The following is a 26,072-nucleotide window of genomic DNA, read 5'->3' as shown; positions in this document are numbered from 1 at the left end:
CTGCCCTGCCTTCTCAACCGGTCTCGCGCGCGATCTCCTGCTCGTCGTCCTCCCCGAAGGCATCCGCCCTGCTCGCGTCCGCCGATCGTTTCCGCGATCCGACCTTTCGATGGGTGAGCACGAGCAGCGCCGGCGTGACCGTCACGTCGAGAACGAAGGCGAGCGTGATCGCGTAGGCCGTCGTGAGCCCCAGATAGCCCAGGTTCGCCATCGAGGAGAGCCCGAGGGTCGCGAAGCCCGCCGCGAGAACGACCGACGTGAAGAGCAGCGCCCGGCCCGTCGACTCCATCGTGAGCTCGACCGCGCGCTCCGGGTCGCCGGTCTGCTCGAAGTGGCGACGGAAGCCGCTGATGAAATGGATGCTGTCGTCGACGGCGAGGCCGATGGCGATGCACGCGCCGAGGATCGTGAACAGGTCGAGCTCGATTCCGACGACGACCATGAGGGCGAGGGACGAGAGGATCGGTACGAGGTTCGGGACCATGCTCACGAGTCCCGCTCGCAGGCTCCCGATCAGGATGATCATCATCGGCGTGATCAGGAGCAGCGCGAGGGAGTAGCTCTGGATCATGCTCTCGGAGCTGGCGGAAGCGGTCCGCGCGATCAGCGCGACCGCCCCCGTGATCGTGACCTCCGCGTCGTCACCCACCGCGTCGACGACCCGGTCGCGGATCCGGTCGATGAAGCGCTGCTTCTCGACGCCGTCCTCCCAGCCGGTCAGCACGCTGATGCGCGCCTGGCTGAACTGGCGATCGACGATCTTCTCGAGATCGTCGGAGCCGCTCTGCTCGAAGAGCAGGAGCTCCTGGGCGATCAGCCGCTCGTCGTCGGGAATCCGGTAGTGGGCGGGATCCCCTCGGTTGAGCGCCTGATTCGTCTCCTTCAGGATCTGGAGCATCGACCAGGTCCGCGTGACCTTTTCCCCTTCGGCCTCGAGCTCGGCGACGAGCGCGTCGAGTCGGCCGATGCCTTCGAGAACGGAGAGCTCGTGGAGCCCCTCCGGCCGCCCGGAGTCGATCACGATCTCGAGGGATTGCATCCCGCCCATCCGCTCGTCCGTGTAGAACGTGCCCTCCTTCAGCCAGTGGCCATCCGGGAAATAGTCCATCGGGTTCGCGGAGTAGTCGAGGCGCGGCAGGAGGGCGATCGAGGCGACCGCCAGCACGGCCGCGGCCGCGGTCAGCTTCTTCGGGTGGCGCACGGAGAGGCGGCCGCACGCCGTCAGGAAGAACGAGCCGCCTTCGAGCCCGCCGCGATTGCGCTTCGCGGAGAGCGGCAGCAGCGAGAGGATCGCCGGCACGAAGACGAGGGTATAGATCGCCACGACAGCGACGCCGATCGCCCCCGAGATCCCCAGCTGGTACGCCGTCTCGAGATCCGCCGCCACGAAGGAGACGAGCCCGGCGATCGTCGTCGCCGCGGTCATCAGGATGGGGAGCCCGACGTGGCGAAGGGCCTGCTCGAGGGCTTCCTGTCGATCGCCCGTCCGTCCGAGCGCGCGGAAGAAGATCGTCAGCAGATGGACCACGTAGCCGACGCCGACCGCGAGCATGAAGGACGGCAGGATCTGGGTCGGGATGCTGATCGGGAAGCCGAGGAGCTGGACGATCCCGAGGGTCGAGACCAGGGAGAGGATCACGACGGTCGAGGAGAGCAGAAGCGGGGAAAGGCGCCGGAAGAGCGCGACGATCATGACGCCCACCAGGAGCAGCGCGCCCCCGAAGATCTTCGGCACGTCCTGCGCCATCGACCGCGTGAGGCCATAGGCGACCAGCGGCTGACCGGTCAGGTGGATCGTGTAGTCGTCGCGGCGGAAGCGATCGACGACCTCGATCACGCCGCGGCTGTACGCCGAGTGCTCGACCGCGGAGAGGTTGTCGCGCAGGACGTCCGGCGGCGTGTCGTCGAATCCGCCGAGCTCGTCCGCCTCGGACTCTTCCGACGAGTAGGCGTAGGAACGCACCTGCAACGCGGTCACGCTGCCATCCGCGGAGATCACGTTGTCGATGTAGCTCTCGGTCGAGAGCGCGCGGGCACGCACCGCCTCGACCGCCGCCCGATCCTCGGGCCAGCTCTGCAGGAGGTCGTCGACGACGAGGGTGTCCCCTTCCGCGTAGATCGAGCGGATGTTGACGAGGCTCGAGACGTCGTAGACGTAGGGCACCTCTTCTTCGAGGGCCTCGTGGAGATCTCGCAGCCATTCGAGGAAGGCGAGGTCGAAGACCTCGGGCGGCTCGACCACGACGAAGATGACCTGGTCGCGACCGAACTGATCTCGGAACGCGTTGTACGCGATCTTCTCGGGATCCCCGTCGCGCAAGTAGTCGTCGGTGGAGGTCTCGACCTCCATCAACGGGATGCGCGTCGCCAGCCCGGCGGTCGCGACGAGCACGAGCAGGATCGCGACCCAGCGGTAGCGCACCACCACGCGCGACCACGTGCCGAACGCCTCCTCGATCTTTCCCCGAACTCCAACCACGAGCGGCGCACCTCGTGTCTCGCGTCCAAGCGAGCACCATCGAGGTGTAGCAGGCTGGCGCGACGGATGCGTCGCGGCGTTAGTCGAGGCCCCGGACGGACTGCGGGGATCGACATCCATTGGGGCGAAACGAATGCGACACGCTGTCGCGGCTCGAGCTCGGAGCGCGTCGCCTCCGGGGTCAGCCGGGAAGCGGCTCCTCGCCTTCGGCCTGGAGGAGCGGCTCGAAGCGCGCCTTGTCCGTCGCCTTCATGTAGGCGTCGTAGGCGCTGACCGTCCCATCTTTCGCATAAGCGAAGAGCACGTCGTCCATGAGCTGCATGCCCTGGCTCTTCCCGGCCTGGATGATCTGGCTGAGCATCGGCGTATTGCCGTCGCGAATCACGTTCGGCAGGCCGGAGGCCTTGAGCAGGATCTCGTTCGCGGCGACGCGGCCGCCCTCCTTCTTCGGGAGGAGCAGCTGCGAGACGACCGCGGCGAGGGACTCGGAGAGCGAGATCCGGACCATGTTCTGCTCTTCCGCGGGGAAGGCATCGATGATCCGGTCGATCGTCTTGGCGGCGTTGTTCGTGTGGAGCGTCCCGAAGACGAGCATGCCCATCTCGGCGGCGGTGATCGCCAGGTTGATCGTCTCCATCTCCCGCATCTCGCCGACGAGGATCACGTCCGCGTCCTGACGGATCGCGCTCTTGAGCGCGGGGCCGAAGCCCTGGGTGTGGAGACCGACCTCGCGATGGGAGAAGAGCGCGTTGCGGTTCTCGTGGACGAACTCGACCGGGTCCTCGATCGTGACGATGTGTTTCGAGTAGGTCTTGTTGATCTTGTCGATGATCGCCGCGAGGGTCGTCGACTTGCCGGAGCCGGTCGGGCCGGTCACGAGGACGAGCCCTTCCTTCAGATCGGCGAGATTGCAGATCGCCTCGGGCATGTTCAGGGTCTCGAGGGAGAGGATCTCCTCGGGAATGATCCGGAACACGCAGGCGGCGCCCGTCTGCTGGACGAAGTAGTTGGCGCGGAAGCGGGCGACCCCCTCGAGGCTGAACGCGAAATCGAGATCGTTCGTCGTCTCGTACTCGTCCCAGGCTCGCGTCGTCGCGATCTCGTGCATCATCGCGCGCAGGGCCTCGTTCGAGAGGACGTCGTGTCCCGGGATGATCTGGATCTTGCCCTTCGCTCGGAAGCGCGGCGGCTGACCGGCGACCAGATGGAGGTCGGAGCCGTCGTTCTCCTTCATGTGGACGAGCAGCGAGTCGATGGCGGCCAAATTCGTTCCTTTCCACCTGGCCTGCGCGGAGCGGACAGGCCGGGGCGCGTGCTAGGCGCCGGCGGTGATCAGCTTCTTCTCTTCGGCGAGGTCCAGGGCGGTCTCCCGCGTGATCTTGCCTTCGACGACCAGCTCGTTGAGGGACTGCTCGAGCAGATACATGCCGTGAGCCTTCCCCGTCTGCATCGACGAGCGGATCTGCGTCGTCTTCTCGTCGCGGATCAGATTCCCGATCGCCCGATTGATGACGAGCAGCTCGAGGGCCGGAATCCGATCGTTCCCTTCCGCGTTCGGTACGAGTCGCTGGGAGACGACGGCGCGGAGCGACTCCGAGAGCATGGCACGCACCTGATCCTGCTCGTTCGAGGGAAAGGCGCCGATCATCCGGTTCACCGTCCGCACCGCGTTCGCCGTATGCAGCGTCGCGAGCACGAAGTGACCGGTCTCCGCTGCGGTCATCGCGAGGGAGATCGTCTCGAGATCGCGCAGCTCGCCGATCACGATGATGTCCGGGTCTTCGCGAAGCGCGCCGCGCAACGCGCGGGAGAAGCTGGCCGTGTGGTGACCCGCGTGACGCTGGTTCACCAGGCAGTTCTTCGACGGGTGGATGATCTCGATCGGGTCCTCGACGGTGAGGATGTGATCTTCCCGCGTCTCGTTGATGTGGTTCACGAGGGCCGCCATCGTCGCGGACTTGCCGCAGCCCGCGGGCCCCGTGATCAACACCATGCCCTGGTGGAAATCGGTGTACTTCTTGAGCTCCTCGGGCAGGCCGAGGGACTCGAGGGTCGGGGGCTCGTCCGGGATGATGCGGAAGACCGCGTCGAGGCCGCGCTGCTGCCGATAGGCGTTGGCGCGGAAGCGTCCGACGCCGGGCAGGTCGAAGCAGAAGTCGATCTCGCCCTGGTCACGGAGCACCTTCCGCTGGGCCTCGTCGAGGGAGGACACGACGACCCGTTCGACGAACTCGCCGTCGACGTTCTCTTCGGTCACCTGGAGCTGGCCGGCGATCCGGTGCTTGAGCGGGCCGTAGGCGTGGAAGTGGACGTCGGACGCCTTCTGGTCGACGCCGAGCTTGAGCATCGCTTCGAGCTTCTGCCGGTCGGCCTCCCCGGGATTCGGGATCGGCAGCTCGAGGCTGATCGGTCCGTCTTCGCCGGCCGCCGGAGCCGCCGGGGGCACAGGCGCGGCCTGCGGCGGCGGTGCGGTGGCCTGGGGCGGCGGCGCGACGGGCGAAGCCGGCGCGGCGGCGGGGGGAGCCTCCGCTGCGGGCGACGAGGCCACGGGTTCGGACGGCGCCGGGCGGGCAGCCTCGGGCGGCGCTTCGTGGAGCGCCGCGACGTCGGCCCCCTGCATGGGCGAGGCCCCCTGCGCTGCGTGCATCGCCGCTTCGTTCACGTCGGGAGCGGCAGGCGGCGGCGCGGGCGCCGTTTCCACCACCGGCGCCGGCGCTTCGCGGGCAGGCGGCGGCGTGGGCGCGGCATCGGCGCCGGCCTTCTTGGCGCGGTGCTTCTCGACGAGGTCCTTCTGGACCTTCTGGAGCTGCGCGATCTGATCGCGATCGAGGAGCCCCATCTGCAGGAAGACCTGCGCCAGTCGCGGGTTGCCAGAGGAGACGCTCTCGGTCATCGCTCGCTTGACCTCGTCCTGGGTCAGCATCTTGAGCTGGATCGCGAGTCGCCCCACCAGGGGTATCGGCTTGTTGGTGGCCATCGCTCGGGTTCATCGGCATCTCAGGGGAGTCTCCTGAGAGGTGGGACGTCGGCGACGCCCCTCGGCAGTCCGCCGCTCCCGCCGCCTGCGGCGGCGGACTCGTCGCCTGTCGGCGACTCCACGCCTACGGCGCGACTCGCGGCCTCCCGGCCGCTCCCCCCGCGGGATTAGGCTACTGTGCGCGACCCTTCTCATTCGGCGCCCCCAAGAATCCGCCCGCCGCCTGGAGCCCCACCGTGTCCGCCAACGAATCCCGGCCCGCCCCGAGCCTGACCGGCGCCCAGCGCCGCCACCTCCGCGGCCTTGCCCACGCGATCAAGCCGATCGTCTTCGTCGGCGAAGGCGGCCTCTCGGACGCCGTCGTGGGTGCCCTCGACGAGGCCCTCGATCAGCACGAGCTGGTGAAGGTCCGCCTGCGCCAGCCGCCGGACAAGAAGGCCGCGGCCCAGGAGCTCGCCGACCGGAGCCACTCGGCGCTCTGCGGCGTCGTCGGACACACGGTCGTCCTCTACCGGCCGAATCCGGAAGAGCCGCGGATCGAGCTGCCGAAGAAGGGCTGAGCTGGGGGCGCTTCCTCTGGAGTGGCCGGGCGCACGTGCGCTCTGCTACTCACTGGCCGCCATGCGAAGGATGCAGACCTCCTCGAGCCGTCTCCACGTCGCTACCGGTACGCCCCTCCAGCGGGTTGCGGCGCTTCTCGGTCTGCTCGCCCTCGGCTTTCTCGTCGGTCACGTCCATCCCGCCCACGTCTCCGAATCCGGGAGCCTCGACGCCTCCAACACCCCCGTCGTCTCGGACGACCATGCGCATCACGAGCATTCGGTCCATGTCTCGGTCGACAACGCTCCCTGCGTCGGGTGCCGCTCCTCCGAAGAGAAGTCGACACCCGCAACGGACGGCGGACGGCTCGTTCCCACGGACCTCGTCGCCCTGGCGCTGCCGGAACGCAGCGCCGGCGCCGCTCGCGCCCCCTTCTCCGGCCTTCCTGCCACACGAGCGCCTCCGATCGGCTGAGCCCATCCGATCGAAACCCGACGCGCACTCGCTTCGAGTCGCCGCGTCCGCTCGTATTCGCGATGTCCGACACATTCTTGTGTCGAGCGTCCACGGCGGCGTCCCATGACGTCCGCCACGAAGGAAGACCGATGTCCCCTCGTTCCCGTACGCACTGCCGCGCGTGCCTCGCGCTCGCCGGCCTCCTGACCCTCGCGTCCTCCGCCTTCGCCGAAGACGGTGAACCGGCGCACGCCCACGACCACGAACACGACGAACACGGCGTCACCGAGACGATCGTCGTGACCGCCTCGCCCCTCGAGCACGACCGCGACGAACTCTCCGTCCCCGTCGACCGGATCGAGCGGGACGAGCTCCTCCTCAACCTGGGCTCTACGCTCGGCGAAACCCTGAACCAGATCCCCGGCATCACGTCCACCGGCTTCTCTGCCGGCGCGAGCCGACCGGTCGTCCGCGGCCAGGACGCCTACCGCACGGAGGTCCTCGAGGACGGACTCCGGACCCAGGACGTGTCCCGGGAGAGCCCGGACCACGCCGTCCCGACCAATCCCCTCGTCGCCGAGCGCGTCGAGATCGTCCGCGGCCCCGGCACGCTCCGCTACGGCGGCAGCGCGTCCGCGGGTGTCGTGAACGTCATCACCAACCGCGTCCCGAACGGCGGCGGCGAGGACGGCCTGGACGCCGAGATCTTCGGCGGGATCGGCCTCGTCGCGAACGAACGCGACCTCGCCGCGACGGTCGACGGAACCTCGGGGAACTGGTCCTTCCACCTCGACGGCCTGATGCGCCAGTCGAACGACTACTCGATCCCGAACGACGATCGCCCGCGCATCCAGTCGAGCACCCACACCGACCAGTGGATGGGCTCCGGCGGCGTGGCCTACGCGAACGAGGTCGGTCGCGTCGGCGTGTCCTACACCCGGATCGAGAACGAATACGGCATCCCCGAAGAGGACGAGGCGGTCGACATCGACATGCACGCCGACCGCTTCCGCTTCGAGGGTGATCTCTTCGCGCCGATCGCGGGCGTGAAGGAGATCCGGCTCCGCGGCGTCTACACCGACTACGAGCACGACGAGATCGCCGGCGGCGCGATCGGTCAGACCTATCGCAACGAAGAGTTCGACGGTCGACTCGAAGTCCTCCACGAGCCGATCGCCGGCTTCCACGGCGCCTTCGGTATCCACGGACAGCACCGCGATTTCCGCGGCGAGGGCGAAGCCGCCGAATTCCTCTCCCCCGCCGACCGTCGAACCGTCGCGTTCTACCTCTTCGAAGAGCGGCTGTTGACCGAGGATCTGAGCCTCGAAGCGGGCTTCCGCTACGAGAACACCCGGGTGCAGGGCGTCGACGCAGGTGACATCAACCGGGACCAGAGCTTCAACGCCGTCTCCGGCTCGCTCGGCCTCGTGAAGACCCCGACCGACTGGCTGACGATCGGCATGAACGGCTCGGTGAGCCAGCGCGCGCCGGAGATCGCGGAGCTCCTCGCTCGGGGTGCTCACGAGGCGACCGCCACCTTCGAGATCGGTGACGAGGACCTCGATCTCGAGACCTCCTATACCGGCGACTTCCGGATCGAGGCGACCCACGAACGAGGACGGATCGAATGGTCGAGCTTCGTGACCCACTACGAGGACTTCATCTTCGCCGCGCGGACGGGAAATCTGGTCGACGAAGACGGGCTGCCGGGCGGTGATCTCGCCGAGCTCTTCTACACGGACCGCGACGCGCTCTTCTACGGCTTCGAGGTCCAGGGCGATCTCGACCTCGTCACCCTCGAGGACTGCGGCACCTTCGCCCTCGACGCGCAGTTCGACTACGTGCGCGCCCGCTTCGACGGGAACGGCGTGAGCGGCGGCAGCAACAACGCGCCGCGGATCACGCCGATCCGCTGGGGCGGCGGCGTCTCGATCCGCGGCGACCGGACGAACGCCCGGGTCGGGTTCCTCCGGACCGAGGCGCAGGACGAGGTCGGGGACTTCGAGACCAACACGAAGAACTTCACCTACCTGAACGCGTCGCTGTCGCACGAGATCGAGATCGTGGACGCGATCCCGATCGAGTTCTCGATCGTCGCGCGCAACCTGACGGACGTGCGCGGCCGCAACCACGTGGCCTTCAACAAGGACGAGGTGATCCTCCCGGGTCGGAACATCCGATTCGGGGTGCGCGCCCGGTTCTAGACCGACGGATCGCGGCCCCGGGCGAGCTGGCCCGGGGCCGCGTTCTCCGTGGTAGGCTGGCGCGATGGAACCGACCTCCCATCGCGTCACCGGAAGCCACGACAACGCCCTCCACGTGCTCGAATGGAGCACCGAGGGCGTGCCGATGGTCCTGCTGCACGGCCACGGAAACGAGGCCCATCTCTGGGACGACTTCGTCCCGGCGGTCGCCGAGCACTATCGCGTGCTCGCCGTCGACCAGCGGGGCCACGGCGACTCCGACTGGGACGCCGAGGGTCGCTACCACCCGGAAGACATGGCCGACGACCTCGAGCGGATCCTCGACCACTTCGGGATCGACCGCTTCGTACTGATCGGCTTCTCGATGGGTGGCCGGGTCTCGACCGTCTTCGCGGGCCGTCACCCCGAACGCCTGGCGGGCCTCGTTCTCGTCGATATAGGCCCCGAGCTCGACGCCCGCGGAACCTCGCGGATCGGCCAGGAGATGTCGGAGCAGCGCGCCCCGGTCTTCACGAGCGTCGAAGAGTATGCGCGCATGCTCTCGCTCAACTATCCCGCCGGCCAGCCCGCCGCCCTCCAGCGCATGGCGAAGTACGCGCTCAAGCAGAGGGACGACGATCTCTTCGAGCTCAAGATGGATCCGAAGCTCCGCGGCGATCGCCCGAACGACGAGTCGGCGAAGAAGGCCGAGGAGGCCTTCATCCAGCAGCAGTGGGACGCCCTCGCGAAGGTGCCCTGCCCGACCCTCGTGGTCCGCGGCGCCGCCTCCGACATCCTGGCACCCGACACGGCGGACAAGATGGTCGACGACGTGCTCCAGAACGGGAAGCTCGAAGTCGTTCCCCAGGCGGCCCACTCCGTCGCGACGGACAACCCCGAAGGGTTCGAGCGCGCGGTCTGCGGATTCGTGCTGGGCTAGGCCGCGAAGCGCGAGCGCCCCTCCGCCCCGCGACCGCGCCTCCGCCTAACGTCCGCGCCGCCCCGTACTCCCGGAGGCACAGGGGCCGCAGAGGGCGGTCTCCGTCAGCCCCCCCGCGGCCATGCCGAGGAAGGCGCTCTCGCCTGCGCGGAGATCGAGGCCGCAACGACCGCAGGCCAGGTCCCGATTGAGGACGAGGGGCTGCCAGCCGAGGACGTCCGGGAAGAGCTGCGAAGCGGGCGGAATCGGCGGGGCTTCTTCGGCCTCCGGCTCGGCGGGCGCCTCCGGCGGAGCGACGCGCCCGGCGTCGTCCGCCTCCGCTGCTTCGTCACGCCGGAACTCTGCCTCTACGTCCGCGTCGCCGTCGCGCTGGCGGCGCGCGCGGGACCGGCGACGCTGCTGCCGCCACACGCGGTCGCGGACGCCCTCGGCTTCCGCCGCCAGATCGTCCATCAGGTCGCCGACGTCGTCCTGGATCGAGTCGGCCACGGTGAAGACCTCTTCGAGGACGTTGCGGACCAGGTTCGAAGCGGGGACCCGGACCTCTTCGGCGAAGCGTCGGATGTCGTCGGCGAGCTGCTCGGAGATCCGCGTGTGCAGGACCTTTTCCTTACGCTCGCGGCGCTGGCTTCGCGGGCCTTCCCGGCCCTCGCGCTCTCGGCGTCGGCTGCGCCCACCGTCGCGGCCCCGCCGCCGGGCGCCACCGCCGCAGGATCCATGTCGTCGGTCGTGATTGTCGTTCGTCATGGCTCACAACGTGATCCATTGTGATCCAGATGCCAGTGCCATTCTTTTCTGGCACCGCCAAACCCCGCTATCTTGCACGAGAGCACGACCCGAGGGGCCCCTCGGTGAGCGAGGCGACCATGAGCGACCACGACTTCGACGCGCGCTTCGGCCCCGGCCAGGTCGTTCGGCACCTCCGCTTCGACTACCGCGGCGTGATCGTCGACGTCGACCCGGTCTTCTCCGGGACCGACGAGTGGTACGAGCAGGTGGCCCGCTCGCGTCCTCCGAAGGACAAGCCCTGGTATCACGTCCTCGTGGATGGCGCGGAGCACGCGACCTACGTCGCGGAGCGCCACCTCGAAGCGGACCCGTCCCCCGCCCCGATCCGCCACCCGCTCCTCGAGCACTTCTTCGACCGCTTCGAGGACGGCACCTACGGGAAAGACCGGAGCCTCAACTAGGGCCGGTTCCCGCTTTTCTCCCGAGTTCGTAAAGCCCCACACGGGCCATTCCGATGGGATCGGAAAGGCCGGGGAGGATACTCGCCCCCGACCTCGTCTGGGGGACAAGTCCATGCGCTACGACCTGCTCGTGATCGGAGCGGGGCCCGCCGGTTGGTCGGCGGCGCTCCAGGGATCGAAGCTCGGCCTGAACGTCGCCGTCGTCGAGAAGGGGCTGATGCTCGGCGGCGCCTGCGTCCGGACGGGCACGCTGCCCTCGAAGGCGCTGCGGCACACCGTCCTCGAGCTCGTGAACAGCCGGCGTGCCGCGACCCTCGGCGTCCACGCCACCCAGCTCCGCCCGCTCGCGATCCAGGACCTGCGGGGTCCGCGCGACCAGCTGATCGCCCACCATCAGCAGACGATCCGCTCCTTCTTCGATCGCAACCGGATCCGGGTCTTCACGGGTTCGGCCTCGTTCGTCGCTCCCGATCGTGTCCGCGTCGCCGACCGACACGGCGAGGAGATCATCGAAGCCGAGACGATCATCATCGCGACCGGCAGCCGACCCCGGCGTCCCGACTCGATTCCGATCGACGACCGCGTGATCGTCGACAGCGATTCGCTCCTCGAGCTCGACACGATCCCGAAGAGCCTCGCCGTGCTCGGCAGCGGCGTGATCGGATGCGAGTACGCGACGATCTTCGCCGCCCTCGGCACGAAGGTCACGGTCGTGGACCGACGCGAACGCATCCTGCGCTTCCTCGACCCCGACATCCTCGATGCGCTCTGTCACTCGATGCGCAGTCGCGGCATCCGACTGATGCAATCGGAGAACGTCAGCGGCGTCCGGATCGAGACCCAGAAGCACGAGCACGAAGGCATCGTCTACCTCGAGAGCGGCCGGACGATCCGCGCGGAGCGCGTGCTGGTCGCTGCGGGGCGCGAGTCGAACGTCGAATCTCTCGACCTCGCCAAGATCGGCGTCCAGGTCGGGGAGACGGGCCTGATCAAGGTCAGCGACTCGTACGAGACGTCCTGCGAGAACGTCTACGCGATCGGCGACGTGATCGGCTTCCCGGCGCTCGCGTCGACGAGCATGCACCAGGGCCGGCTCGCCGTCCTTCACGCCAGCGGACAGCCCATTCCCCCGGAAGCCGTGCTTCCGATGGCGATCTTCACGATCCCGGAGATCTCCTCGGTCGGCCTGACGGAAGAGCAGTGCCGCGACCAGGGCCTTCCCTACGAGGTCGGCGTGGCCCGCACGCAGGAGACGCCGCGGGGCCAGATCGTGCGCGACGAAGGCATGCTCAAGTTGATCTTCCGACGAGACACCAAGCAGATCCTCGGTGTCCACATGATCGGGGTCGCGGCCAGCGAGCTGATCCACATCGGCATGATGCTCGTGCACACCGGCGCGACCGTGGACCACATCCTGAGCGCGGTCTTCAACTACCCGACGCTCTCCGAGTCCTACCGGATCGCCGCCCTCGACGGCGTGAATCGGCTCTAGCCGGAGCGCTCTACAGGAACGCCCGCCAGTGGTCGTAGCGGGCGTCCTTGCCCGTCACGATGTCGAAGAACGCCGTCTGGAGCTCTTCGGTGATCGGGCCACGCTTGCCTTCGCCGATCGTGCGGTGGTCGACCTCGCGGATCGGCGTGACCTCGGCGGCGGTCCCGGTCAGGAAGATCTCGTCCGCCACGTAGAGATCGTCGCGGGTGATGGGCGACTCCTCGATCGCGTAGCCGCAGGCCTTCGCGACGTGGAGCATCGAGTCGCGGGTGATTCCGTCGAGGACGCTGTAGAGCGGAGGCGTGCGGATCTTCCCGTTGCGGACGACGAAGATGTTCTCGCCCGTGCACTCGGAGACGAGGCCCTGGGTGTCGAGCATGATCGCTTCGTCGAACCCGTCGAGCAGCGCCTCGCGCTTCGCGAGGATCGAGTTGACGTAGTCTCCGCAGGTCTTGCCGTTGGTCATCTTCGCGTTCACGTGATGACGCGAGAAGGTCGAGATCTTCGCGCGGATCCCGTTCGCCATGCCCTCGTCGCCGAGATAGGCGCCCCAGGCCCAGGCGATCACCGCCACGCGCACGGGGTTCGTCCCCGGGTGGAGGCCCATGGCGCCGTCGCCGATGAACGCGAGGGGCCGGATGTAGCCCTCGGCGAGATCGTTCCGTCGGAGCGACTCGAGGGTCACGGCCTCGAGCTCGGTCCGGGAGAACGGGATCTCCATCAGGTTGATCTTCGCCGAGTCGTAGAGGCGCTTGATGTGCTCGGAGAGCCGGAACACCGCGGAACGACCGTCGGCCCCCGCATAGCAGCGGATGCCTTCGAAGACTCCGAGCCCGTAGTGGAGCGTGTGGGTCAGGACGTGGATGTTGGCCTCGTCCCAGGCGACCCACTCGCCGTCGAGCCAGATCTCCTTGCCGGTCACACCGGCCGCCGCGTTCTCTCCCATGAGAGCATTCCTCTTCTGCTTCTTCTTCGTCGTCGCACCGGCCGCGCCGGCACGCTCGGAATTGCGACGAGGGACGACCGGAGCGGGGCTCGACCCGGATCGCCCCGGCGCGTCAGCGCTTGAAGAGCTTCTTGAGTCGGCCCAGGCCCGGAGCCTGGTCCTTGCCGCGACGCATGTTCATGATTCGCAGCTCGCGCATCGCTTCGACACACTGCGGTTTGATCTGCACGGCGCGCGAGAACATCCTCTTCGCGGCGACCGCCTTGCCCATGGCCTTGTAGAGCCGGCCGAGCAAGAGGTAGGGCTTCTCCCGATCCTTCGCCAGCTTGACGCCCTCTCGGCAGTGTTCGAGGGCCTCGCCGAGCATCACGTCGTTGTCGGGGTGGCAGAGATAGAGAGCCCAGCCGTAGTGGGAGCGGTACTCGCCCTCGCTCGGGAAGTTCTGCATGGCCCGACCGAAGCAGAGCAACGCCCCCTCGTAGTCGCGGTCGGCGAGGAGCGCTTCGCCCTTCTGGAACTCGGTCTCCGCCGCGAGGGCCCGCCGGCCCTCGTCCTCGACCGCGTCCTCACGAGCGCCCCGCGCGAGCACCTTCGCGTAGTCGGCGCGTCCCTCTTCGGTCGAGAGGGCCACGTGGGCCTCCGCGATCCGCTCGTGGACCTGGGCCGCCAGCTGCCGGACGCTGCTGCTCGCGCCGTGGTAGCGATCGGGGTGGGTCTTGCGGGAGAGGCTCGCGAACGCGATCCGGATCTCCTCGTCATCCGCGGTCGTCGGCACGTCGAGAACACCGTAGTGATCCTTGCCGCGCATGCGGTTCGCGAGTCGCGCGAGCTCGGCCCGGGCTTCTTCGTCGGCCTGCGACAGCGAGGGCGACGCCACCCGCGCGGCTCGTTCGGCGAAGGCCCGCGCGTCCCCCGCGTCGCCCTGCTGCCCGTCGACGGCGAGCGCCTCGATCGTGATCAGCCCGAACACGAAGCGCCGGACCCACTCGGGCGTTTCGAGGAGCTGGCCGAGCGTGAGCGTCGAGTCCAGACCCGAGATCCACTCGCGCTCCTGCGGCGAGGGATGGGCGTCCTCGACACCGGCCTCTCCGCCCGGATTGGGGACGAGGAACGCGCTCGCGTGGGCCGCGAGCCAGCGATCGATCTGCTTGAGCGGGAACTTCCGCCGGATGCCCTCGACGACGAGGCGCGCAGGGTGACCTTCGATTCCGATGCTCGAGCCCCGCTGGACGTGGGCCCGCGGACGAACGACGTAGCGACCGTCGCGCCAGCCGAAGAGCTCGAAGAACTTCTCGAGTCCGTGCGCGCGAAGCGCCTCGACGAGCGCCTCCTCTTCGAGCACGTCCATCGCGACGAGGATCTCGCCCTGCATCCCTTCGCCGGCTCGCATGCGCTTCACCGACTCGTTCAGCAGGACTTCGTCGACGATGCCCTCGCGCACGAGGAAGTTGCCGAAGCATTCCGAGAGCAGATTGGACTTGACCGAGACCGGCCAGCCGTCCTTGAACTCGACGGCCTTCTTCTTCTTTCCGTGTTCGAGGACGAGCACGCCGTCGTGCCGCTCCTTGCGGAGCGCGTGGATCAGCTCGGGCACGGGGAGCTCCCGCAGGCAGCCGGACTCCGGCACGACGGAGACCTCGGACCGCGCCGATGGCCCCGGCTTCAGGTGCTCGGCGATCCGCGCGACGAGGCGGTCCCCGGCCAGCGGTGCGGCCTCGACGCCGATCGCACCGAGGGCGCTCGCACGCTGCGCGATGTCGTCGGTCACGTCCCCGTCCGAGAGCATGAGCACCGGCGTCGACCGGCAGGCCTCGAGGGTCCGCATCTCCGCGAGAATCTCGAACCCGTCCTGCCGCGGGAGGTAGGCGTCGATGACCGTGAAGTCCGGCGGCTGGGTACGAAGGATCTCGAGGCTCTGGCGACCGTCGAAGGCGCAGACGACCTCGTATCCCTCGGCTTCGAGCATCTCCGTATGGATGCGGGCGACGGTGCGGTCTTCGTGGATACACAGGACGGTGGCGGACATGGGGCGACTCCTCCCTCCCGTATCGGCGACATCTCCGAGAGGATGAAGGTGCGTTGACGTCGGGAAAGCACCCGAACCCGCTCGTGATTCGGCTCACGGGGACCGGTCGGCGCGCCGCGTGCGCCGGACCGGAAGGCACGCAGCGGAGAAGGATCGTTGCCGCCTGGTTGCGTGAAGGCTGCGCAGGGAACGCGTCCGCTCAGTCGGCGCCGAGCACCCGGTCGAGAGCCTCGCCGACCTGCTTGCCGATCCCGCGTGTGATCGTGTCGAGGCCGGTTCCCTGGAAGAGGAGCTTCGGGACGGCGGCGAGGGTCTCGGCGGTCATCTCGATCTCCGGCTCCGCGAGTGTATTGGTCACCTTCGCCAGCTGGATCCGGATCGGCTCGCGGTCCGGCACGTCCGCCCCCGCCAGCCCACCCAGGGTCGAGACGAGGTCGCCCTTCAGCAGGACCTCGCCCGTCATGTCGATCGAGAGATCGGCGAGGCGCATCGGACCGGTCAGACGCGCTTCGTAGCCCGGATACGCGAGCCGGAGGGTCTCGGCCTGGACACGCCCTTCGCCGATCCGGAACACGCCTTCGATGATCTCGAAGCGTTCCGTGAAGTAGTCGTCGACGGAGCGGCCACCGCGGAAGGGGCGGGTCAGCCGGGCGGCGCCTCCCACGAACGGAATCTGGTCGAGGATCGTACGGAGGAGCGACACGCCGCGGAGGCGACCCCCCTCGCGTTCGCCGACGCTGAAACGGACGTCCCCGGCGAGATCCCCCGTCACGCCGTCCGGATGATCGAGGCGCCCGGTGACGTCTCCATCGAATTGGAGCGGGCCGTAGACGGTGTCCCTTGCCGACGTGAGGTTCGAGAGCACGTCGTTCGCCTCGACTTCTCCCACGGTCCGGATCGCGAGATCGAAGCGCCCCTCGCGCAGGGGGTCCTCGATCGCGCCCTTGATCCCGATCACCGCCGGACCGAGCTTCGCCTTGAGCCCCTCCGTTCGGATCCGCGTCTCCTCACCGACGATCGTGCCACGCAGCTGGATCCGCCCGGCATCGGGCACGGTCAGGGCGATCCCGCGCAGCGCCAGCTTGCCGCCGAATCGGCGCGGCTCGCCGTCGATCAGCTCGACCGCGAGACCGTCCAGGGCAACCTTCCCTCGCGCCGACCACGGCGCCAGTACCGGCAGGATCGACTCCCACCCCTCGAGATCGAAGTCGGTCGTCGTGACGGACACCGTCGTCGTGTCGCCGACGGCGCCCTGAACGAGCAGCTCGTCGATGTCCCGGAGTGCGACCGTCGCCTCGAAGACGATCTCTCCCGTCTCCTCGGGAACGAAGCGCGCGGTCGCCAACGCGCGCATGTTCTCCGGCTTCGCGAAGGTCTCGCCGTAGCGAAGCTGCGTCGCGGTCAGGTCGAGCTCGGCGCGACCGCGAGGACGCGAGAGGGGCTCCTTGATCTTGAGCGAGGCGAGGAAGGGACCTTCGAGGGCGGCGTCTCCGCTCGCGATCACGCCGCGATCGACGCCGAGGTCGAAGGAGAGGAACTCCGGCGCGGTCGCGTCGCCGACCAGCCGACCCTTGCCGGTCGCGAGCCCCTCGAGCCGGAGCGCAGGATCCGACAGGAAGGGCCGGACGATCGCCAGGTCGAAGGACTCGAGATCGGCGTGGACGTCGACGACGCCGGCGGTGGTGGACGTGCCTTCGATCCGCAGCCCGCTCCCATCGTCCAGGGCGAGCGCCGCGACGAGATCGATCGGGCCCTCACCTTCGATCCCAGCGGTGAGATCGAAGCGCCCGGCGACGTCGACGGGATCGCGTACGACGCGCGCGTCGGCGAGGGCGAGCTTCACGGCGATTCGTTCGATCCGGCCCCCGGCGGTTCGGGCGAGATCCGCGTCGCCCGTCAGTCGGCCTTCGACCTTGGTGCCTTCCGGAATCCAGGGGGCGAGCGGTGCGAGGTCCACGTTGCCGAGAACCAGCTTCGCGTCGACGGCGCCCTCGAGCGTCGCCGTCCCCTCGGCGTCGATCCGTCCGCCCTGCTGCGCGAGGGCGAGTGCGATGTCGAAGCGGAAGGGATCGTTCTTCTCGAGCCCCGCGAATCCGAGGCCCAGGTCGAGCGCGCCGCGGAGATCGACCGACGCGTCCGCGTAGCGCGCATCGGGAATCCGCAGATCGGTCTCGAGCTTCGTGACCTCGCCCCCGGTCGCGACCGCCACCACGACGCGGCCCGTCGCGCGTCCTTCGATCCCCATCTCGTCGCCCGCCAGGGCGGCGAAGGGCACGAGATCGAGGGCATCGAGGACGACCACGGAATCGAGCGCGCCGTCGAGCGTGACCCGGCCGTCGAGATCGGCGCTCCCCCGCGAACCGAGATCGAGGGTCGCGTCGAAGGCGATCGGTCGGTCGAGCTCCTGCGACGCAACGAGATCGAGGCGCCCTTCGAGGTCGAGGCCGAAGGTCGAAACGTCCATCCCTTCGATGCGAAGGTCGGTGTCGAAGTGGGACACGACGTCGGACGCGCCCTCGACCGAGATCCGCCCCGACGCGAGACCGGCGAGGGTCGCTTCGGTGACGTAGGGCTGGAGTGTGTCGAGCCGGAGGGCGTCGAGCTCGATCGCGAGATCGAAGAGCCCGGCGAGGGAGACCTCGCCCTCGATCGCGAGCGCCCCGGCAGGGGCTCCGTTGGCGGCGACGCGGCTCTCGAGATCGATGGAGAGAGGTCGTTCGAGATCTTCGCCCGTCGCTTCGAGGGCGAAGCCTTCGAGCTGCCAGTCGAGGGGGCGCGGCAGCGTGCGGTCGCGCAGGACGATCCGGGCCTCCTCCACGACGACCCGGCGAAGCGCGAGCTCGAGCCCCCCGTCTTCTTCGGCCCCCCCGTCGCCTTCCGGTGACGGCGCTTCCGAGGGCGTCCCCGCCGACGGCGGCGCTCCGGGCGAAGGATCCCCGGGCGGAACCGGGAGGATCAGTCCTTCCGGCGTGCGCGTGACGACCAGCTCCAGACCGCGAAAGACGAGGCTCTCGACCTCGACCTTCCGTTCGAGCAGCGTCATCGCCGAGATCCGCAGCTCGATCGCGCGGGCCGAGAGCCGCGCGTCCGCGGGATCGGCGATCGGCGTCTCCAGGACTGGCGACTCGAGGGTCAACCGGAGCGGAACGATTCCCGCGTCGAGCCGGCTCCACTCGACGGGCGTCCCGAGGGCCTCCGCCGCGGCCGCGTGCAGGGCGGTCCGGAACTCGTCGCTGTTCACCAGGCGCGGCAGCGCGACGGCGAGCCCCCCCACCACGAGGAGCACGACCGCGATGATCGCGGCGAAGAGCTTGAGTACGACTCTGGCCAACGCACCTCCGACACCCTTCCGTTCGGGCCCCGACCGACGGAGAAGCGTAGCCCTGATGAGAGACGACCTCCGCGAGCGCCCGCAGCGGCCAGCCCGGCGAGCGCCCGCAGCCGGCGGATGAGTTCAGCCGCGGATCTTCTCCGCGAGTGCCTTCCGGACCTGCCCGGGTTCCGCCTTGCCCTGGCTGGCCTTCATGACCTGCCCCATCAGGAAGTTGAGCGGCTTGTCGTCCCCGTCGCGGACCTGTTGGACGACGTCCGGATTCGCCGCGATCACCTCGTCGACGAAGCCCTCGATCGCCCCGGCGTCCGAAACCGCTTCGAGCCCCCGCTCGACCATCATGGCCTCCGGGTCACCGCCGTCCGCCACGAGATCCGGGAAGAGCTGGGCGGCGCTCTTCTGCGTCAGCCGACCCTCTTCCACCAGCGCGATCAGCTTGCCGAGGATCGCCGGCGAAAGCGCCAGATCCTCGATCTCGCACTCGCGCTCCTTGAGCTCGCGGAGCACGTCGCGCGTGATCCAGTTCGCCGCCGCCTTCGGTGCACCGCAGCCCTTCGCGGTCTCCTCGAAGAAGTCGGCGAGCGTCCGGCTGGCGGTCAGGACACCGGCGTCATAAGCCGACAGCGCGTACTCGGCCTCGAAGCGCTCGCGCTTCTCTTCCGGCAGCTCCGGGAGCGCTTCACGGACGGCCTCGATCTTCGCGGGATCGATCCGGAGCGGAATCAGATCCGGATCGGGGAAGTACCGGTAGTCGTCCGAGTTCTCCTTCAGACGCTGGACGTGGGTGCGCCGACGCTCCGGGTCGTAGCCCATCGTCGCCTGGACCACCTCGCCGCCGTCGAGGGTCAGCTCGAGCTGCCGGATCGCCTCGGCCTCGATCGCATCCTCGACGTGGGTGAAGGAGTTCAGGTTCTTGATCTCGGTCCGGGTCCCGAACTCGGCGCCCTTCTCGCGAATCGACACGTTCGCGTCGCAGCGAAACTGGCCCTTCTCCATGTCGGCGTCCGAGACGCCGATGTATCGGAGGATCGAGCGCAGCGCGCGGAGATAGGCGCTCGCTTCCTGCGGCGAGCGCAGGTCCGGTTCGGACACGATCTCGAGGAGCGGGACACCCGCGCGGTTCAGGTCGATGCACGAATCCGCGGAGCCGGCGATCGCGACGTCGTGGATCGACTTGCCCGCGTCTTCCTCGATGTGGGCGCGGGTGATGCCGATCCGCTTGCGTGCGAGCTCGGGGGCCGCGCCCTTCTTCTTTCCCTTGCCCTTTCCGCTCGCGCGCGCGTTCGCGGCGCCCTCGGGCTCGACCTCGATGTCGAGCCAACCCACGGAGACCACGGGCTCCTCGAACTGGGAGATCTGGTAGCCCTTCGGCAGGTCGGGATAGAAGTAGTTCTTGCGCGCGAAGATCGACTGCTCGTTCACCGTCGCATGGATCGCGAGGCCGAGCCGGATCGCCAGCTCGACGACCCGTTCGTTCAGGACGGGCAGGACGCCGGGAAGCGCGAGATCGATCGGATGGACCGAGTGGTTCGGGGCCTCTCCGTAGCGGACCGGGGCCGGGCTGAAGAGCTTCGATTCGGTCTTGAGGTGGGTGTGGACCTCGAGGCCGATCACCATTTCGTAGTCGTCGGGGAGGATGGACATGGTGTCAAGGAGCCTTCCGCCCGATGGAGTCCTCCGGCGGGCGCAGCGCGTGGTGGTCGGTCCGCCGTTCGAAGGCGTCTCCGACCCGGAGGATCGTCGCCTCGTCGAGGGGCTTGCCGATCAGCTGAAGTCCGACCGGCATCCCCTCCGAGAGCCCGCACGGCATCGAGAGCCCCGGCAGTCCCGCCAGGTTGACCGACGTCGTATAGACGTCCGACAGGTACATCGAAAGCGGATCGTCGCTCTTCTCGCCGAGGCCGAAGGCCGTCTCGGGCATGGTCGGCGTCACGATCAGATCGCAGGACGCGAAGGCGCGATCGAAGTCGCGGCGGATCAGCGTCCGCACGCGCTGGGCCTTGCCGTAGTAGGCGTCGTAGTAGCCGGCCGAGAGGACGTAGGTCCCGAGCAGGATCCGACGCTTCACCTCGGGACCGAATCCCTCGGAGCGCGAGCGCATGTAGAGATCCTGCAGATCCGCGGGCCGATCCGCGCGTCGTCCGTACCGGACGCCGTCGAAGCGCGCGAGGTTGCTCGAGGCTTCCGCGGTCGCGATCACGTAGTAGGTCGCGATCGCGTGCTCCGTATGCGGAAGCGAGACCGGCACGGTCTTGGCACCCGCGCCCTCGAGCTCGCCGATCGCCTCGCGCACGCGCGCGAGGACGCCGGGGTCGACGCCTTCTTCGACGAAGTACTCCTCCGGTAGCCCGATCGTGAGCCCGGCGACCTCGCCGTCCAGGGCGTCGGTCCACTTCGGGACCTCCTCGGGAACCGAGGTGGAATCCTTCGCATCGTGTCCCGCGATCACTTCGAGGGTCGCCGCGCAGTCGGCGACGCTCCGTCCGAAGGGGCCGATCTGGTCGAGGGACGAGGCGAAGGCCACGAGTCCCCAGCGCGAGACCCGTCCGTAGGTCGGCTTGAGGCCGACGACGCCGCAGCACCCGGCGGGCTGCCGGATCGAGCCCCCCGTGTCCGAGCCGAGGGCGACGGGAACGAGCCCGGCCGCGACCGCTGCGGCCGATCCGCCGGAGCTGCCGCCGCAGGCCTTCGACGGATCCCAGGGGTTGTGGGCCTCGCCGTAGATCGTGTTCTCGGTCGACGAGCCCATCGCGAACTCGTCCATGTTCGCGCGGCCGACGATGATCGCCCCGGCGTCCCGGAGCTTCTCGGTCACCGTCGCGTCGTAGGGCGAGACGAAGTTCTCGAGGATCCGCGAGGCACAGGTCGCCGGCTCACCCGCCTGCACGATGTTGTCCTTCAGCAGGATCGGCACGCCGTCGAGGGTCGAGCGCGCTCCGCCCTCGGCGATCCGCGCCGTGGCGGCCTCCGCCTCGGCGCGCGCCGCTTCCGGTCGGGTCGACACGACGGCCGAGAGCGCACGGGTCGCCTCGATCCGCGCGAGGCTGGCGTCGACCAGCGCCGACGCCGACACGTCACCGCCGTCGAGGGCCGCGCGCTGCTCCGCGAGGCCCTTCGCGAGGAGATCCTCTGCCTGGCCCATCCGCCTACCCCTCCTCCTCGAGGACCTTCGGGACGAGGAAGGCAGTGCCCTGGGCGGCCGGGGCGTTCGAGACGGCGAGCTCCGGATCGAAAGGATCGGCGGGGTAATCTGGCCTCATCGGCGTCGCCAGCTCGAACCCGTGGGCGGTTGGCTCCACTCCATCGGTGTCGAGGGCATCCAGGGACTTCACGTGGCCGAGGATCTGCTCGAGGTCCCGCGCCATCGCCTGCGCCTCCTCGTCGGAGAGGGCGAGGCGGGCCAGCTGTGCCACGTAGGCGACGTCTTCGGGGCCGATGGTCGACATCCGGGCGACGTTAGCACGGCCTGCGGGGACGAAGGGGGGCTCCCGATTGCGCCGCCCCCCGGCGAAGGGTACGGTGCCGGCCGCATATGACTGAAACACAAGAACTTTCTGAGCTATTCGCCGACGTCGCCGAGGACATCCAGCGCTCGATCAAGGATCTCGGCTGGCACACCCCGACCCCGGTCCAGGCCGCCGCGATTCCCAAGATGCGAGAGGGCGGAGACCTGATCGTCCAGGCCATGACCGGCTCCGGCAAGACCGGCGCCTTCGGGATCCCGTTGGTCGAGGCGATCGACACGGCGAGCACCGACACCCAGGCGATCGTCCTTCTTCCCACCCGCGAGCTGGCCAACCAGGTCGCCGTCGAGCTCGACCAGCTCGGCCAGTACCGGGGCGTCCGGACCCTCCCCATCTACGGGGGTGTCGCCTATGGCCCCCAGCTCGAGGGCCTCGAGAAGGGCGCGCACATCATCGTCGGGACGCCCGGCCGGATCCTCGATCATCTGAAGAACGATCGAATGGATCTCAGCAGGACCAAGGTCCTCGTCCTCGACGAGGCCGACGAGATGCTCTCCCTCGGATTCTGGCCGGACATGAAGGAGGTCGCGAGCTTCCTCCCGAAGAAGCGCCAGTCGCATCTCTTCTCGGCGACGATGCCCGAGAAGGTGCGATCGCTGTCGCGATTCTTCCTGACGGACCCCGAAGACGTCACGATCGAAGTCGACGGCGGATCGCCCCAGAAGATCGAGCACTTCTATTACATGTGCCCGGCCTCCGAGAAGGAGGCCGCGCTCGCCCGGATCCTGCAGTACGAGAACCCCGACAGCGCGATCATCTTCTGCAACACCAAGGCCGACGTCCGCTTCATCACGGCCTACCTCCAGAAGCGCGGCTTCAACATCGACCAGATCTCCGGTGATCTCCCGCAGTCGGCGCGCGAGAAGGCGATCGCGAAGATCAAGAAGGGCAAGCTCCGCTTCCTGGTCGCGACCGACGTCGCCGCCCGCGGCATCGACATCAGCGATCTCGCCTACGTCGTGAACTACACGACCTCGGACTCGCCCGAGGTCTACGTCCACCGAACGGGCCGAACCGGCCGCGCCGGCAAGAGCGGCGTGGCGATCTCCCTCATCTCCGGCCTCGACATCGGCAACTTCAAGTTCATGCAGACCGTGAACGGGACGACCATCAAGGAGAAGAAGCTCCCGACCGAGCGCGCGGTCGCGCGACGCCTCGAGAAGCGGAAGAGCGAAGAGGCCGAGGAAGCCGAACGCAAGGAGCAGGAAGGCGAGCTCGACGCTCTTCGTGAGCGGGCCGACGAGGACCTCGCGGCGATCCCGGCGGAGGACGCGGAAGCGCGCGTCGGCCGCATGAAGGTCTTCGTCGACGATCTGGCGGGAAGCGACGAAGGCCGGGCCGAGCTCGCTCGCTTCGCGGCGGCCTACCTGGTCGCGCGCCCGGCCAAGGCCGAGCCGGAAGCGGTTGCGGCGGCGGACGACGACCTCGACGTTCCGACCGTCGAGGATCGCGAGACCGAACGCGCCCGCGAAGACGCGGAGCGGGGCGACGACGGCGAAGGACGGGGTCGCCGTCGACCGCGGAGCGGTCGCGGGCGGGGTCGACGCGGCGGAAACGGCGGCGGCGGGTCGCGCGACGGCGAGCGGCGACGACGTTAGGCCGGGCACGCGTTTCGTCGCGTCGAAGCTGCTCGATCGGAGAGGCTCGATGTACCGCCTCTACAGCTGGGAGCACAGCTACTTCTCCGGCAAGGTCCGCGCCTACCTGCGACTCAAGGAGCGAATGGGTGCCCTCGGGCCGGGCTTCGAGGACATCCTCGCGACCCCGGAACTGATCGCGGGACGCCTGAACCCGCGCTCCGGGAGCGGCGCGGTCCCGCAGATGGAGACGCCGGACGGGACCTGGGTCCAGGACTCGAGCGAGATCATCGACGTCTGCGAAGCGGCGCACCCCGGGTTCGCGGTCATCCCCGACGCGTCCCGGCCGAAGCAGCGCCTCGCGAGCTACCTGATCGAGTTCCTCGCGGACGAGTGGATCGTCGTCCCCGCCTTCTGGCAGCGCTGGTACTTCAGCGAGGACGGCCGCGAGCCGAACCACCGCGCCTTCAACGAGCAGCAATGGGGCGCCGTGATGGCGCCGGACGCCGACGGTCCCGAGCGACGGCAGGCCGGCGCGGGCTTCTTCGAGGCCGCGTTCGGGATTTCGCACTCGCGCCAGGACCCCGCCGGCGTCTACGCGGGCCTCGTCCACCTCGGCTGCGACGAGCGAACCGAACACGCCTGGCAGGCCAGCCAGCACCGCGTGCTGCAGGCCCTCGAGGTCCACTTCGGGCAGCACGACTACGTCCTCGGCGGTCGGCCGAGCCTCGGGGACTTCGGGCTACTCGGTCCGCTCTACGCCCATCTCTATCGGGACGCGATCCCCGGACTCGCCCTGCGCACCTTCTTCCCCCTCGTCGCGGAGTGGGTCGAACGGACCAACGGCGAAGGCGCGCTCAACGCCCGGCAGTTCGGGCAGACGCTCTACGGGCTCGACGACGATGGCGAGCTCGTTCCGCGCCTCGCGACCTCCGACGGGGCCGAGTGGCTGGACGACGACGCGGTCCCCGAGACCCTCGAGGCCCTCCTCGACGTCTTCTTCACCGAGATGTGGCCGGTGCTCCGCGAGGCGATCGAGCGGCTCCGCGCCTTCGTCGCGAGCGACGCCCACTCGCCCGGCGGCGAGCTCCCGGGCAAGACGTTCACGGCGACGCCCGGCTTCGTCGAATTGCAGACCGGCGACGGGCCACTGACCCAGGCCTTCGAGATCGACGGCGTCGCGAGTCGGCGCATGGTCGTGCCGTACCAGATCTGGATGCTCGGTCGGATCGCGGAGGCGATGGCGCCCTGCCTGGCCGATGCTGCAGCGTTCGGCGAGCTCACGCGCTGGCTGGCGCGATTCGAGGGCGGCCGGGAGATCCTCGATCTCGACGCCCGGCTCGCAGGCGCGCGCGTCGAAAAGCGCGACGCGCGTCTCTACTCGGTTCGTCGAGAAGCCTGAGCGCTCGCGACGTAGCCTGCTTCGCGGCGCGACCCCAGCGTTCGGCCGGCGCTCAGCCGCCCTCGCCCGGTCGCAGGTCGAGGGCCTCCCCGCCGCGCCGGAAGCTGAGTCGCCCCTCGACGGGATCGACGGTCACGCGCCCTTCCGGGGCCCCGTCCTCGGCGGGCTCCGGCTCACCGGCCTCGAGCTGGAGCTCGCTCTCCCCGAACTGGATCCGTCGCTCGGAGCGCGAGACGACGACCGTGGCGAGTCGACCCGCCGCATCCGCGAGGACCAGGGACTGCTCGCCCGCGACCGGTCGCTTCTCGCACCAATCGAGCGCTCCGTCGAGATCGCCGAAGCGTTGGAGGCATTCCTGGACCAGCAGGAGCGAGGTCGGATCCCCGTCTCGTCCCTCCGGCCCCCAGAGCAGCGGCCCCGCGACGACGGCGAGCCCCGCTTCGTTCACGCCCGCGACGGAAGACACCAGCCAGGGCAGTCCGACCTCGACCGACGCGAACCCGACGGCCGGTCGACTCGATCGGATCACCCAGTCCGACTCCGCGCCGCACGCCCCGGGAAGACTGCGCTCGAGGGTCCAGCGCTTGTCCGACGAGCCGGCCTCGAAGGCCCGCGCCGCCACCGTCGCGCGCCTCGACAGGAGGCCACCCGCTTCGCCCCCCGCCCGCACGCGGAGGTGCATCTCCACGACCGAATCGAGAGGCAGGTCCGCGCTCTTCGCGACCCCCTCGACCCGCTCGGCGAGGTGCGCGAAGTGGCGGAAGAACTCGCGGCCCGAACCCACGCCGCGGACCGGACCGACGGCGAGGGCGCGCAGATTCGGCAGGCGCGAACGCCGGCGCGGAAGACCGAGACGAGCCGCCTCCGCGCGGATCGCATCGCGCGCCGCCGTGCCCTGCGCGAGCCCCATGTCGCGGGGATGACCGGCGCAGTCGAGAGTGATCAACATGGTGGGGGGAATCCGTGAGTCGGCTTGAAGAGGGAAGGAAGGACGGTCGCCGCGAGGACC

19 protein-coding genes are annotated in these 26,072 nt (G+C 69.0%); 8 read left to right on the top strand and 11 right to left on the bottom strand.

The genetic code is table 11. The features are described 5' to 3' along the window. Positions 1–13: 13 nt before the first annotated feature. The 3 genes from NXI30_17350 to NXI30_17340 form a co-directional block, all read right to left on the bottom strand. Entirely contained in the window at positions 14–2,479 is a 2,466-nt protein-coding gene (locus NXI30_17350) for an efflux RND transporter permease subunit (GenBank protein ID MCR9095992.1), read from the bottom strand. Positions 2,480–2,660: 181 nt separating this feature from the next. Continuing rightward, a complete protein-coding gene (locus NXI30_17345; GenBank protein ID MCR9095991.1) occupies positions 2,661–3,743 on the bottom strand; it encodes a PilT/PilU family type 4a pilus ATPase in 1,083 nt (360 codons plus the stop codon). Positions 3,744–3,794: 51 nt separating this feature from the next. Further along, positions 3,795–5,456 carry a PilT/PilU family type 4a pilus ATPase gene (locus NXI30_17340; GenBank protein ID MCR9095990.1) on the bottom strand — a complete coding sequence of 554 codons (1,662 nt, stop codon included), beginning with the start codon at positions 5,454–5,456 and terminating at the stop codon, positions 3,795–3,797. A 236-nt stretch (positions 5,457–5,692) separates the two neighbouring features. Between NXI30_17340 and yhbY the strand changes: the two genes are divergently transcribed. The 4 genes from yhbY to NXI30_17320 all read left to right on the top strand — a co-directional run bounded on the left by yhbY (position 5,693) and on the right by NXI30_17320 (position 9,575). Next, a complete protein-coding gene (gene yhbY, locus NXI30_17335) occupies positions 5,693–6,016 on the top strand; it encodes a ribosome assembly RNA-binding protein YhbY (GenBank protein ID MCR9095989.1) in 324 nt (107 codons plus the stop codon). Positions 6,017–6,077: 61 nt separating this feature from the next. Continuing rightward, the gene (locus tag NXI30_17330) at positions 6,078–6,470 is read left to right on the top strand and encodes a hypothetical protein (GenBank protein MCR9095988.1); all 393 of its coding nucleotides are present in this window, start codon (positions 6,078–6,080) and stop codon (positions 6,468–6,470) included. Positions 6,471–6,601: 131 nt separating this feature from the next. Further along, positions 6,602–8,656 carry a TonB-dependent receptor gene (locus NXI30_17325; protein MCR9095987.1) on the top strand — a complete coding sequence of 685 codons (2,055 nt, stop codon included), beginning with the start codon at positions 6,602–6,604 and terminating at the stop codon, positions 8,654–8,656. A 64-nt stretch (positions 8,657–8,720) separates the two neighbouring features. Beyond that, positions 8,721–9,575, top strand: coding sequence for an alpha/beta hydrolase (locus NXI30_17320; GenBank protein MCR9095986.1), 855 nt, complete (start codon positions 8,721–8,723; stop codon positions 9,573–9,575). A 45-nt stretch (positions 9,576–9,620) separates the two neighbouring features. On the opposite strand, the gene NXI30_17315 is transcribed toward NXI30_17320, so the two are convergent. Further along, a complete protein-coding gene (locus NXI30_17315) occupies positions 9,621–10,322 on the bottom strand; it encodes a hypothetical protein (GenBank protein MCR9095985.1) in 702 nt (233 codons plus the stop codon). Positions 10,323–10,441: 119 nt separating this feature from the next. Between NXI30_17315 and hspQ the strand changes: the two genes are divergently transcribed. Both hspQ and sthA read left to right on the top strand, forming a co-directional pair. Continuing rightward, positions 10,442–10,765 carry a heat shock protein HspQ gene (gene hspQ / locus NXI30_17310; protein MCR9095984.1) on the top strand — a complete coding sequence of 108 codons (324 nt, stop codon included), beginning with the start codon at positions 10,442–10,444 and terminating at the stop codon, positions 10,763–10,765. A gap of 112 nt (positions 10,766–10,877) precedes the next feature. Further along, positions 10,878–12,257 (top strand): Si-specific NAD(P)(+) transhydrogenase, encoded by a 1,380-nt coding sequence (gene sthA / locus NXI30_17305; protein ID MCR9095983.1) that lies wholly within the window; start codon positions 10,878–10,880, stop codon positions 12,255–12,257. Between the two features lie 10 nt (positions 12,258–12,267). Here the strand turns inward: sthA and NXI30_17300 are convergent, their stop codons facing one another. The 6 genes from NXI30_17300 to gatC form a co-directional block, all read right to left on the bottom strand. Continuing rightward, entirely contained in the window at positions 12,268–13,203 is a 936-nt protein-coding gene (locus NXI30_17300) for a branched-chain amino acid transaminase (protein MCR9095982.1), read from the bottom strand. Between the two features lie 112 nt (positions 13,204–13,315). Further along, positions 13,316–15,229 (bottom strand): response regulator, encoded by a 1,914-nt coding sequence (locus tag NXI30_17295; protein ID MCR9095981.1) that lies wholly within the window; start codon positions 15,227–15,229, stop codon positions 13,316–13,318. A gap of 199 nt (positions 15,230–15,428) precedes the next feature. After that, positions 15,429–18,560 carry a DUF748 domain-containing protein gene (locus tag NXI30_17290; GenBank protein MCR9095980.1) on the bottom strand — a complete coding sequence of 1,044 codons (3,132 nt, stop codon included), beginning with the start codon at positions 18,558–18,560 and terminating at the stop codon, positions 15,429–15,431. 123 nt (positions 18,561–18,683) lie between these two features. Then, positions 18,684–20,204 (bottom strand): Asp-tRNA(Asn)/Glu-tRNA(Gln) amidotransferase subunit GatB, encoded by a 1,521-nt coding sequence (gene gatB, locus NXI30_17285; GenBank protein MCR9095979.1) that lies wholly within the window; start codon positions 20,202–20,204, stop codon positions 18,684–18,686. 4 nt (positions 20,205–20,208) lie between these two features. Then, positions 20,209–21,702, bottom strand: a complete 1,494-nt coding sequence (gene gatA, locus NXI30_17280; protein MCR9095978.1) for an Asp-tRNA(Asn)/Glu-tRNA(Gln) amidotransferase subunit GatA — start codon at positions 21,700–21,702, stop codon at positions 20,209–20,211. 4 nt (positions 21,703–21,706) lie between these two features. Continuing rightward, positions 21,707–22,006 carry an Asp-tRNA(Asn)/Glu-tRNA(Gln) amidotransferase subunit GatC gene (gene gatC / locus NXI30_17275; protein MCR9095977.1) on the bottom strand — a complete coding sequence of 100 codons (300 nt, stop codon included), beginning with the start codon at positions 22,004–22,006 and terminating at the stop codon, positions 21,707–21,709. A gap of 86 nt (positions 22,007–22,092) precedes the next feature. Between gatC and NXI30_17270 the strand changes: the two genes are divergently transcribed. Together NXI30_17270 and NXI30_17265 are read left to right on the top strand one after the other, a co-directional pair. Further along, complete coding sequence (locus NXI30_17270) at positions 22,093–23,682, top strand: DEAD/DEAH box helicase (protein ID MCR9095976.1); 1,590 nt, start codon at positions 22,093–22,095, stop codon at positions 23,680–23,682. A gap of 49 nt (positions 23,683–23,731) precedes the next feature. Further along, a complete protein-coding gene (locus tag NXI30_17265) occupies positions 23,732–25,063 on the top strand; it encodes a glutathione S-transferase C-terminal domain-containing protein (protein MCR9095975.1) in 1,332 nt (443 codons plus the stop codon). 52 nt (positions 25,064–25,115) lie between these two features. Here the strand turns inward: NXI30_17265 and NXI30_17260 are convergent, their stop codons facing one another. Beyond that, on the bottom strand, positions 25,116–26,012 hold the full coding sequence (locus NXI30_17260) for a hypothetical protein (protein MCR9095974.1): 897 nt from the start codon (positions 26,010–26,012) through the stop codon (positions 25,116–25,118). Between the last annotated feature and the right edge of the window lie 60 nt (positions 26,013–26,072).

The sequence above is a fragment of the bacterium genome, from assembly GCA_024742285.1.
Taxonomy (GTDB): domain Bacteria; phylum Myxococcota_A; class UBA9160; order UBA9160; family UBA4427; genus UBA4427.
This window is presented reverse-complemented; position numbering and strand designations above follow the sequence as displayed.